At 55.1% G+C, this 11,945-nt stretch carries 9 protein-coding genes; 8 read left to right on the plus strand and 1 reads right to left on the minus strand.

The window, feature by feature from the left end; genetic code table 11:
- Positions 1-5 precede the first annotated feature (5 nt).
- The 6 genes from IFT84_RS06250 to IFT84_RS06275 all read left to right on the plus strand — a co-directional run bounded on the left by IFT84_RS06250 (position 6) and on the right by IFT84_RS06275 (position 7,075).
- Positions 6-1,337 carry an MFS transporter gene (locus IFT84_RS06250; protein ID WP_192117810.1) on the plus strand — a complete coding sequence of 444 codons (1,332 nt, stop codon included), beginning with the start codon at positions 6-8 and terminating at the stop codon, positions 1,335-1,337.
- A gap of 162 nt (positions 1,338-1,499) precedes the next feature.
- Complete coding sequence (locus IFT84_RS06255; protein ID WP_192117811.1) at positions 1,500-3,095, plus strand: ABC transporter substrate-binding protein; 1,596 nt, start codon at positions 1,500-1,502, stop codon at positions 3,093-3,095.
- A 362-nt stretch (positions 3,096-3,457) separates the two neighbouring features.
- Positions 3,458-4,465, plus strand: coding sequence for an ABC transporter permease subunit (locus tag IFT84_RS06260; RefSeq protein WP_192117812.1), 1,008 nt, complete (start codon positions 3,458-3,460; stop codon positions 4,463-4,465).
- A gap of 16 nt (positions 4,466-4,481) precedes the next feature.
- Complete coding sequence (locus IFT84_RS06265; protein WP_192118307.1) at positions 4,482-5,393, plus strand: ABC transporter permease subunit; 912 nt, start codon at positions 4,482-4,484, stop codon at positions 5,391-5,393.
- Between the two features lie 3 nt (positions 5,394-5,396).
- Complete coding sequence (locus tag IFT84_RS06270; protein ID WP_192117813.1) at positions 5,397-6,245, plus strand: ABC transporter ATP-binding protein; 849 nt, start codon at positions 5,397-5,399, stop codon at positions 6,243-6,245.
- Positions 6,242-7,075, plus strand: coding sequence for a dipeptide ABC transporter ATP-binding protein (locus IFT84_RS06275; protein ID WP_192117814.1), 834 nt, complete (start codon positions 6,242-6,244; stop codon positions 7,073-7,075). The genes IFT84_RS06270 and IFT84_RS06275 overlap by 4 nt, the downstream gene beginning before the upstream one ends.
- A gap of 12 nt (positions 7,076-7,087) precedes the next feature.
- Here the strand turns inward: IFT84_RS06275 and IFT84_RS06280 are convergent, their stop codons facing one another.
- Positions 7,088-8,878, minus strand: coding sequence for a putative bifunctional diguanylate cyclase/phosphodiesterase (locus IFT84_RS06280; RefSeq protein ID WP_244651117.1), 1,791 nt, complete (start codon positions 8,876-8,878; stop codon positions 7,088-7,090).
- 261 nt (positions 8,879-9,139) lie between these two features.
- On the opposite strand from IFT84_RS06280, the gene IFT84_RS06285 reads away from it, so the two are divergent.
- Both IFT84_RS06285 and IFT84_RS06290 read left to right on the plus strand, forming a co-directional pair.
- Positions 9,140-10,189 carry a dipeptidase gene (locus IFT84_RS06285; RefSeq protein WP_192117815.1) on the plus strand — a complete coding sequence of 350 codons (1,050 nt, stop codon included), beginning with the start codon at positions 9,140-9,142 and terminating at the stop codon, positions 10,187-10,189.
- 75 nt (positions 10,190-10,264) lie between these two features.
- Complete coding sequence (locus tag IFT84_RS06290; protein WP_192117816.1) at positions 10,265-11,908, plus strand: ABC transporter substrate-binding protein; 1,644 nt, start codon at positions 10,265-10,267, stop codon at positions 11,906-11,908.
- Positions 11,909-11,945 lie beyond the last annotated feature (37 nt).

The following is an 11,945-nucleotide window of genomic DNA, read 5'->3' on the forward strand; positions in this document are numbered from 1 at the left end:
AGAGCATGGCCACAGTTCATACACAAACCGACTTTGCAAAAGGCGTTATGCCTGATGCCGGCAGTTCATACGATATGGGCGACGCGTCGCCCGGCAAGATTGCTGTTGCCATTGTCATTGCACGCACGGTCGAGTTCTTTGACTTTTTCGTGTATGCCATCGCCTCTGTCCTCGTTTTCCCCACGCTGTTTTTCAACGCACCAGACCCGGTCACTGGGATGCTCTACTCCTTCGCCGTTTTTTCCGTTGCGTTTCTGGCACGTCCGCTGGGCTCGCTGCTTTTCAACGAAATCGGACGCAGTTTCGGGCGCGGTGTCAAACTGACTGCCGCGCTGCTGATGCTGGGCGGGTCTACCATTGCTGTCAGTTTCCTGCCGACCTATGCCCAGATCGGTGTCCTGTCGACCGCATTGCTCGCCGTTTTCCGGTTTGGACAAGGCCTCGGTCTTGGCGGCGCGTGGGATGGTCTCGTATCTCTCCTTGCTTTGAACGCACCGGATAACCGCAGGGGCTGGTTTGCAGTGTTTCCACAGATCGGCTTTACCATAGGCTTCTGTCTTGCCAGCGGACTTTTCCTGTTTCTGCTGACGTCGCTCTCGCGTGAGGACTTTCTGGAATGGGGATGGCGCTTCCCCTTCTTTGTCGCCTTGGCCCTGAATGTCGTAGCGCTGTTCGCCCGCCTTCGGCTGACCATAACCCCGGACTTTACGCGACTGCTGGAGCGCCATGAACTGCAGCCACAGCCCTTATCACGGTTGTTCCGCGTCAATGCGCGTGAGGTGATCATCGGTGCATTCATTCCGCTTGCGAGTTTCGCACTGTTTCACATCGTTACTGTGTTCGCTCTGGGTTGGACGGCTCTCTATACCGGTTACGACACGACGCGGTTTCTGGCTCTGCAGTTGATTGGTGCGGCCATCGCTGGTGGAGCAATGTTCCTGTCGGGTTTGATTGCCGACAAAATTGGCCGTCGCACCTTGTTGGCAATTACGGCTGTGCTGATCGGTATTTTCAGCCTGTTCATCACTAGCCTGCTTGGCGGAAATGAAACCGGCCTCTTCCTGTTCGTGTTTATCGGCTTCGGGCTGCTGGGCTTGTCGTTTGGACAGGCTGGGGGCGCTATCGCGGCAAGGTTCAGCCGAGAGCTTCGCTACACAGGCGCCTCTTTCACCACGGACATAGCATGGCTGGTCGGCGCTGCGTTCGCTCCGCTCGTCGCCTTGGGATTGGCAAGTCGTTATGGTCTTGCGTTCTCGGGTTATTATTTGCTGTCGGGATCAGTCTGCACGTTAATTGCGTTGGCAGTGACCCGTAAGCTTGAAACGACCAACGAATAATCCTTTTGTAGTATGCCATGCTACTTTAGGGGAATAATTTGGAATTTCGTTGAAAATTGCCCAATTGGAAACCCCCCCCCATTGCGTGTTGATGCAAAACACGCTTTTGTGGCCGCAATGGCGGGGAAAAATACCCCGCGATCATAATACGGGAGTGGCAGAATGCACTTGATGAAGTCCTTGGCAGCAGCAACCGCGCTTATCGCCGTTATGGCCGGCGGTGCTCACGCCAAAACGCTGGTTTACTGCTCTGACGCGTCGCCGGCTCATTTCGATCCGGGTCCGACCACAGGCGGTAATGATTTCGATGCGTCTTCGCGCACCATTTACGACCGTCTGGTCGAGTTCGAGCACGGCAGCACCAAGGTCGTGCCGGGTCTGGCCGAGCGCTGGGATATTTCGGCCGATGCAAAAGAACTAACATTCTACCTCCGCAAGGGTGTCAAGTTCCAGACGACCGACTACTTCACGCCCACACGCGAACTCAATGCTGATGACGTGATTTTCTCCTTCGAACGTCAGTGGAAACAGGACAATCCCTATTTCAGCTACCTGCCGAACCTGACCTGGGACTACTTCCAGGGCATGGATATGCCGAAGTACCTGAAAGAAATCGTGAAGGTTGACGACCTCACGGTTAAGTTCGTGCTGAATGAGCCGAACGCGCCGATGCTCGCCAACCTGGCGATGGATTTTGCAACCATCATGTCCAAGGAATATGCCGATAAGCTGGCAGCCGATGGCAAGAAGGAAGAGCTGTCCACCAAGCCTATCGGGACCGGCCCCTTCCAGTTCGTTGATTACCAGCTGGATTCCACAATCCGCTATCAGGCCTTCCCTGACTATTGGAAGGGCAAGCGCAACATCGATGATCTGATTTTCGCGATTACGACGGATGCCAGCGTTCGCGCGCAGAAGCTGAAAGCCGGCGAGTGCGATATCATGTCCTACCCGGCCCCCGCCGATCTGGAATCCTTGAAGGCAGACTCAAATCTGGTTGTTGCGGAGCAGGAAGGCCTGAACATCGGTTACATGTCCTACAACGTAACCGAAAAGCCTTTTGACAATGTTGAGGTTCGCAGAGCCCTCAACATGGCCATCAACAAGGACGCGATCGTGAAGGCCGTGTACGAAGGTGCTGGCCAGACGGCAACGAACCTAATCCCGCCAACGATGTGGTCCTATAACAAGGATGTAAAGGCGGACGTATACGATCCGGAAGCTGCAAAGAAGCTGCTGACAGATGCTGGCGTTACGGAACTGAACACGGAACTTTGGGCAATGCCCGTCTCCCGTCCGTATAATCCCAATGCCCAGCGCATTGCGGAAATGATTCAGGCGGACTGGAAAGCCGTTGGTGTGAACGCGAAGATCGTATCCTACGAGTGGACCGAGTATCGTGAACGCGGCAAGCAGAAGGATCGTAAGGGTCCGTTCCAGATTGGCTGGACCGGTGACAATGGTGATCCAGACAACTTCTTTGCCACCTTGTTCTCCTGCTCGGCCATTGGCGTTTCCAACTATTCCAGCTGGTGCAACAAGGACTTCGAAGATCTGATCCAGAAGGCCAAGGTTACGCCGGATCAGGCTGAACGGACGAAACTCTATGAGCAGGCACAGGTCATTTTCCATGATGAAGCCCCTGCCCTGAACCTTGCGCATTCAAAGGTCTTTATGCCAATGAACAAGCGTGTTCAGAACTTCAAGGTCGACCCCGTCGGCATTCATCGTTTTGATGACGTGGATGTTACCGAGTAAGCAGACAAGGTTATAAAAGGCCGGGCGCAGCTCTTCGTTACGCCCGGCCTTTTCATTATGTCGCATGAGTTTGCAGGATCAGCCTAAGATCGGGATCGATTTTTCGTAAGCCTGTGCGAAGATTGAGAGATTAGAGCGACCTCAGCGCGTCCGAACGGACACACAGCGCTCTTATGACACAATCGACAGGCGTGTGTTGCTTGTGTATGAGTTATATAAAGCAGTCATGCTGTGCCAAGGCGCAGAAACTGCGCTCGATCGTACCCGATTACACCATCGGAACGCTTCATTGTTGTATTTCCGCAGTTTCCACGCGCGAACCAGGTGCTATTTCGCCAGATTCTGCCCTAACGGATGACCCAATGCTTCGTTACATTCTAAACAGACTGGCGCTGATTATTCCGACAGTCATTGGCATCAGCATTGCCGCTTTTGCTTTCGTGCGACTGCTGCCAGGTGACCCAATCCTCGCCATGGCGGGTGAGCATGGTGTGACCCCTGAACGCTACGAGATGCTGAAAGAACAATTTGGTTATAATGTGCCCATCTGGCAGCAGTACATCAATTATGTTCTGGATATCCTGCAGGGCGATTTTGGCACGTCGTTATCAACCAAGCGCCCAGTGCTTACTGACTTTCTGACGCTGTTTCCGGCAACCGTCGAACTGGCTTTGATTGCGATGTTGCTTGCCATCATCATCGGCATACCCGCTGGCATCTTTGCAGCCGTCAAACGTGGCTCCTGGTTTGACCAGTTGACCATGGGCGTTGCGCTCACCGGGTACTCCATGCCGATATTCTGGTGGGGCCTTCTCCTCATCATTTTCTTCTCCGGCACGTTGGGCTGGCTCCCTGTGTCGGGTCGTATTGCCCTCAACTTTTTCTTCCGCCCAATCACCGGCTTCATGACCATTGACAGCCTGTTATACGGCAACTGGAAGGCTTTTGTTTCTGCCATTCGTCACCTGATCCTACCAGCAATCGTTCTGGGCACGATCCCCCTAGCGGTCATCGCCCGCCAGACGCGCTCTGCCATGCTGGAAGTCTTGGGTGAGGACTATGTGCGCACCGCGCGCGCCAAGGGCCTGTCGCCGTCGCGCGTCGTCAACGTTCACGCGCTGCGCAATGCCTTGATCCCGGTCGTTACCACCATCGGCCTGCAGGTTGGTATGTTGATGGCCGGTGCAATTTTGACCGAGACCATTTTCTCATGGCCCGGAATTGGCAAATGGATGATCGATTCCATTGCCAAGCGCGACTACGTGGTTGTGCAATCTGGCCTCCTGCTCATCGCGCTTATCGTCATGGCGGTCAATCTGCTGGTCGATTTGCTTTACGCGGTGATCAATCCGCGCATCAGGGTGCAGTAATATGTCAGATCCTGTCATGACCTCCTCCGAGACCCCACCCATCCCCCAGAAGGTAACGGGTTTACGCCGCGCTGCACTGGCCGAGTTCTGGCATTACTTTGCCATGAACAAGGGTGCCGTCATCGGTCTCTTCGTCTTCGCAGCGCTGGTGTTGACGGCGATTTTCGCGCCGCTCATCGCGCCTCACCCGTTTGATATGCAGTATCGCGATGCATTGCTTGTACCGCCGGTTTGGCAGGACGGTGGCCGTGCCGCGTTCCTGTTGGGCACCGATGCAGTTGGCCGCGATATCCTGTCACGCCTCATTCACGGCGCGCGCTACTCGCTGTTTATCGGCTTTTTCGTTGTGATCATCGCGCTGGTCAGCGGTGTTATTCTTGGCGTACTCGCAGGTTACTTCCGCGGCTGGGTCGATGCGCTGATCATGCGTATCATGGATATCATTCTGGCATTCCCGTCGCTGCTGTTGGCGCTGGTGCTGGTTGCGATCCTCGGACCGGGCTTGTTCAACGCCATGCTGGCGATTGCCCTTGTCCTGCAGCCTCACTTTGCGCGGCTGGTTCGCGCCGCTGTCATGGCGGAAAAATCGCGTGAATATGTCACCTCTGCGAAGCTGGCAGGCGCAAGCCATATCCGGCTGATGCTGGTAACAATCCTGCCGAACTGCCTTGGACCACTGATTGTGCAGGCGACGCTGTCTTTCTCCAATGCCATTCTGGAGGCCGCAGCACTCGGCTTTCTTGGCATGGGTGCGCAGCCGCCGACACCTGAATGGGGCACGATGCTGGCAACGGCACGCGAGTTTATTACCCGCGCACCGTGGGTGGTGACGTTCCCTGGTCTTGCTATCCTCATCACCGTGCTTGCGATCAATCTGATTGGCGATGGAATGCGCGATGCGCTCGATCCAAAGCTGAAGCGGAGCTAAACCATGGCGCTTCTGACCATAAAAAACCTAACGGTTTCGTTCGACACGTCCACAGGTCCATTCATGGCTGTGAAGGGCATAGATCTGGCCATTGAAAAACGTGAGGTTCTGGCCATTGTTGGTGAGAGTGGCTCGGGCAAATCCGTCGCCATGCTGGCCGTAATGGGCCTTCTGCCCAACACTGCGACCGTAACTGCCGATGTGATGGAATTTGAGGGTATCAATCTGCTGACGCAGACACCCTCCCAACGGCGAGAAATCATCGGGCGTGATATTGCGATGATCTTTCAGGAACCGATTGCCAGCCTCAATCCCTGCTTTTCGGTGGGTTTCCAGTTGATGGAGACTCTGCGCCAGCACACCAGCCTTTCTGCGAGTGAGCGGGAAACCCGCGCGGTGGAATTGCTCACGCTGGTTGGCATTCCTGATCCCAAAGCGCGCCTGAATGCCTATCCGCATCAGATGTCCGGCGGACAGTGCCAGCGCGTCATGATTGCCATCGCCATCTCCTGCAATCCGAAACTGTTGATCGCCGATGAGCCGACGACGGCGCTGGACGTGACGATACAAAAGCAGATCCTCGATTTGCTGATGCGATTGCAAGCCGAGCACGGCATGGGCCTGATCATGATTACGCACGATATGGGCGTCGTGGCGGAAACCGCGGACCGCGTTATCGTGCAGTATAAGGGGCAGAAGATGGAGGAAGCCGACGTGCTGACTCTGTTTGAAAACCCCGCAAGCAACTACACCCGTGCTCTTCTGTCCGCTCTGCCGGAAAATGCGGTGGGCGATCGTCTGCCGACAGTGGCGGACTTTATGGCAAAACAGAATGCGGAGGCAATGCAATGAGCGAGATCGTGCTGGAAACCCGCAATGTCACCCGGGATTATCATGCAGGTGGCGGTTTGTTTTCCAAGGCCAAGACCATCCGCGCCCTCAAGGGCATCGACCTGACGCTGGAGAAGGGCAAAACACTCGCCATTGTTGGTGAAAGCGGTTGTGGTAAATCAACGCTCGCCCGCATTCTGACGCTGATCGACGCGCCAACGTCCGGAGAGCTTTTGATCGACGGACAAAAGGTGGATATTGCCAAGGACGGCTTGACCCGTGACATGCGCCAAAAGGTGCAGATCATCTTTCAGAACCCGTATGGGTCGCTGAACCCGCGCCAGAAAATTGGCGACGTGCTGGGTGAGCCTCTGCTACTGAACACCAAACTCTCGGCTAACGAGCGGCGCGACCGTGCGATGCAGATGCTGGTCAAGGTGGGCCTTGGACCAGAGCACTACAACCGCTATCCGCATATGCTCTCCGGTGGACAACGTCAGCGTATCGCTATCGCCCGTGCACTGATGCTCAATCCCTCGCTGCTGGTTCTCGATGAACCCGTGTCCGCGCTCGACTTGTCTGTGCAGGCGCAAATTCTCAACCTTTTGAAGGATTTGCAGGACGAGTTCAACCTGACTTATGTCTTCATCAGCCACGATCTTTCGGTCGTAAAATACTTTGCTGATGACGTGATGGTCATGTATTTCGGCGAGGTGGTGGAGTATGGCAGCCGTGAAACGGTGTTTGCCAATCCACAGCACAGCTATACCAAAACGTTGTTTGCCGCCACGCCCAACGCCAGTGTTGACGCGATCAAGGCCCGGTTGGCTAGGAAGCGTGCTGCTGCATAAGCATCGGTATCGTCAGGGACGAAGGCGCTTTCGCCAGCTTTCTTCCCTGACGAAGTCCGGTAATTCGGACCCCGACATGGGATGTGCAACCCCATATCCCTGCAGTGCGGTACAGCCAAGGTTTGCCAGAATATTGGCATGGGCCGGCGTTTCGACACCTTCCGCAATAACCTCAATCGAAAGGGCTTTCGCAATATCGATGATTGAGCGCACGATTTGTCGGCGCTCCTCCGAGTGATCAATGGGACAGATCAACTGACGATCGATCTTCAACCGCTTGGGTCGCAATCGAACAAGGCCGACAATGGAGGCGTGGCCGGAACCGAAATCATCGATTTCAATCTCGATGCCAAGGGCTTTCAAGCGCTCCAGATTTGAGCCCATAATGTCCTCGAACTCGTCCAGAAAGATCGTTTCGAGCAGTTCGAATGACACACGCCCCGGCGGAATGGACATTTCCTCCAACTGACGGAACAACGAAACATTGCGCAGGCGCGACGCTGAAACATTGACCGAAAGATGTGGGACATCCAGATCCTTCGACAACCATAGCCGCAAGTCATTGAGGGCGGTTTTGAGGATCAATTGGTCCAGCACAGCCACCAGTTCCAACTGGTGGGCTACGCGCATAAATTTGTCGGGGCCAAGCAGGCCAAGGCGTGGATGGTTCCACCGCGCCAAGGCCTCCACACCCGCAATATCCAGCGTCACCGCGTCAACCTGCAACTGGTAATGGGGAAAGAATTCACCGTTTTGCAGCCCGTCGCGAAACTCACTTTCGAACTGGTGGGCTTGATCGAGTTTCCGTTGAACGGACCGGGAAAAGAAGATTGCGCGATTTCGGCCCAGTTTCTTGGCGCGGTACAGCGCTGCATCAGCTTCGGCGAGCAGTTTTTGTCGGTCTTCGTTCGGGCCCCTGGCGAACGCGACGCCAATACTGGCCTCTATCCGGCAGGGACGACCCTCATAGTAAAAACGTTCCTGCAGGCGCGCATTGATCTTTCCAGCAAGACGTTTCAAATCACTTGTTAGCCCAAAATCCGTGATCAGCAAAACGAACTCATCACCTCCCATGCGTGCGATGAAAGCCTTGCCATCGACCGCGTCCTGAAGGATCAGCGCAACGCGCTGAAGAACCACGTCACCGGCACCGTGGCCAGCCGTATCGTTTATGTCTTTGAAATTATCGAGATCGAGCTGGAGGACCGCAACGCTGCGGATCGACATATCGCGACTGACCGCGTTGAACCGCTCCACAAAAAAACGACGATTGGGCAGGTCGGTCAAGTAATCGTGGTGGGCGGTGTACTCCACCTGTGCTCGGCTTTTTTCCAGCGCAACAGCACGTGCTTCCGCTTCACGTTTGCGCAGGTTCAGCTGTTGGTTCAGCAACACGTCGCTGGTCACGTCCCACTCTACTCCGATGAAGCCGCGGGCTCCGTTCGGGTCCTCGTAGTAGTGGCCTTTGGAGCGGATATAGCGAATGGAACCATCTGGCAAAAAAATCCGAAATTCCGATGCGTATCGGCTCTTGTTGGCGATGGCCGATTCAAATTCCCTGTGTGCGGCCTCGCGGTCTTCCGAATGAACAGTTTGACTCCAGATAACATCGTCACTGGGGACACCTTTGGCCTGACCGGTTTGGTAAATGCGATGCATTTGCTCATCCCAGATCACCCGGCCAGTGGTTAAATCGTGCTCCCATACCCCGATTTGAGAAGCATCAAGAGCGATTTCCAGCCTGCGCATGAGGCTGAGATACTCGGCCTCGGTCCGAGGCGCTGTGTGGACGTCCTGTTTCAATCCTGTCCCTGCATGACACTTATCGTTCGTGTCCAATTTTTTGTGATCCACTTGCACATTAACTGCGTCACCGGATAGCGAGTTCCCGTAATTTCCGCCCAAATCAACGTTGTTGCAGAATAGTGCGCAATTCCCATCAAAAATTAGTGTGTAGTGGAATTGAATTGCCCGTACCCTTCCCTTAGGGTTCACTATCATCGCCCGCCACCGCGCTGCCCCGAGTCTGACGCGGCATGTTGAAAGTGCTAGGAAATCAACAGAATGCAAGTTGTTTTTGATGGTCATAACGATGTTCTGCTACGGTTATGGTCCTCCAGGCGCAACGGGCGGGACCCGGTCACCGAATTTGCAACCGGAATCACAACGGGGCATATCGATGCACCTCGAGCACGGGCGGGTGGCCTCGGCGGCGGGCTGAGCGCAATCTACATTCCATCGGGCGATTTGACCCTGAAAGCGCCAGACGAAAAAGGTCACTACGCAACGCCGCTGGCGGACCCGCTGGAGCGTGCAGGCGCTCTTGATATCGCCTTGGAAATGGCCTCCATCGCAGTGCAACTGGATCGTGCAAACGCCTGGACATTGTGCACCTCAACGGCTCAGATCCGCGTCACCATGGAAAAGGGCATATTTGCATCAGTTCTTCATATGGAAGGATGCGAGGCCATTGATGCAGACCTTTCGACACTGGATGTCTTCTACGCAGCCGGTTTACGGTCGCTTGGGCCGGTCTGGAGCCGCCATACCATATTTGGACATGGTGTTCCCTTCGCATTTCCCCAGTCGCCCGATACCGGGCCGGGTTTGACCGAAGCCGGTTTCCGGCTGGTCAAAGCCTGTAACGCGAGGGGTATCCTCATCGACCTATCGCATATCACTGAACAGGGTTTTTGGGATGTCGCAAAAATCAGCGACCAGCCTCTGGTCGCCAGCCATTCCAATGCACATGCGCTGACCCCCGTAGCGCGAAACCTGACCGACAGGCAGATGGACGCCATACGCGACAGCCGCGGCTTGGCAGGCCTGAACTTCGCCACCACCATGTTGCGCGCCGATAGCCGTGAGACCGCCGATACGCCTTTGTCCGATATGGTCCGTCACGTAGATTACATGGTTGAGCGAATGGGGATCGATTGCGTCGCAATCGGATCGGACTATGACGGCGCGACAATACCCGTAGATATTAAGGATGCTGCTGGAACGCAGAACCTTGTTGCTGCACTGCGGGATGCTGGCTATGGTGACGAGGAACTGGCGAAAATCTGCCGTGACAACTGGTTGCGGGTGCTGGGCCAAGCCTGGCACGAGTGAGCAAAAACAGCATCCATATCAGCCGTTTCAACGGTTGGTGCGGATGTTCAAAAAATCAAGAACGAGGGAACAGCTATGACACTTCTTCAATTTGGCACATCACTGCGTGCGGCGACAGCGGGCGCAACGCTTGCCCTTATGGCGTTCAGCGCCGCGCCCGTTTTTGCGGCCACACCCAACGACGTGCTGGTACAGGCACTGGCTATCGATGACATCATCACGATGGACCCCGGCGAAGCTTTTGAGCTGAGCGCCGCTGAAATTACCGGCAATACCTATAATTTCCTCGTACGGCTGGATCTGGCGGACACCTCGAAGGTGAAGGGTGATCTGGCGGAAAGCTGGACGGTATCCGACGACCGCCTGACCTATACCTTCAAGCTGAAGCCCGGCATGACATTCGCTTCCGGTAACCCGATCACGGCCAAGGACGTTGCCTATACCTTCGAGCGCGCCATCAAGCTGGATAAAAGCCCGGCCTTCATCCTCGCGCAATTTGGACTCACCGGCGATACCGTCGCTGAGAAGGCGAAGTCAGTAGATGACACAACCTTTGTGCTGACTGTCGACAAAGCCTATGCCCCCAGCTTCGTGCTGAACTGTTTGACGGCGACCGTGGCAGCCGTGGTGGACCAGAAGCTGGTAACTGAGAACGCCAAGCCGATGACCGCAACTGATGACTACAAATACGATACGGATTTTGGCAATGAGTGGCTGAAAACGCATTCTGCCGGGTCCGGCGCTTTCACGCTGCGGGAATGGCGCGCAAACGAGCTTGTGGTGCTGGAGCGCAACCCCAATTTTCCTGGTGAGGTGGCAAAGCTTGGCCGCGTGATCTACCGGCATATGAAGGAAAGCGCGGGCCAGCGACTGGCGCTTGAAGCAGGCGACATTGACGTCGCACGCAATCTAGAGCCCGGCGATCTGGATGCGGTCTCGAAGAATGGCGATCTGGGCGTAACCAATGCGACCAAGGGCACACTCTATTATTTTAGTATGAACCAGAAAAATGAAAATCTGTCGAAGCCCGGCGTCAGTGAAGCGCTGAAGTATTTGGTTGATTATGACGCCATCGGCTCGACGCTTATCAAAGGTATTGGCGAGGTTCACCAGAGCTTCCTACCAAAGGGTGTTTTGGGTCAATTGGATGAAATGCCCTACAAGCTCGATCCCGCGAAGGCCAAGGAGCTGTTGGCAAAGGCTGGTCTTCCAGACGGGTTTTCAGTGACCATGGATGTGCGCAACACGCAGCCGGTCACCGGCATTGCAGAATCGCTACAGCAAACCTTTGCGCAGGCTAATGTGAAGCTGGAAATCATTCCCGGCGACGGTAAGCAGACACTGACGAAGTATCGTGCTCGTACACATGATATGTACATTGGAGAGTGGGGGATGGATTACTTTGACCCGAACTCGAATGCCGAAACATTTACCAGCAACACCGACAATGCCGATACCGGTACCAACAAAACACTTGCTTGGCGCAATGCTTGGAATGTTCCAGAGCTGACCGCGAAAACTCAGGCCGCGCTGCTCGAAAACGATGCAGACAAGCGCGCTGAAATGTACCGTGAATTGCAGAAAAGCGTTCTGGCAGAGGGGCCGTTCGGCGTCATTTTCCAGCAAATCGCTGTCGCTGGCGTCCGCAAGAATGTGAAAGACTACAAGCTTGGACCGAGCTTTGACACGAACTATGTGTTTGAAGTCGCCAAGGATTAAACGCACTGCATCCTGGGCCTGAGCGCGGGACACCCCC

This window comes from Rhizobium sp. CFBP 8762 (genome assembly GCF_014841565.1).
Taxonomy (GTDB): domain Bacteria; phylum Pseudomonadota; class Alphaproteobacteria; order Rhizobiales; family Rhizobiaceae; genus CFBP-8762.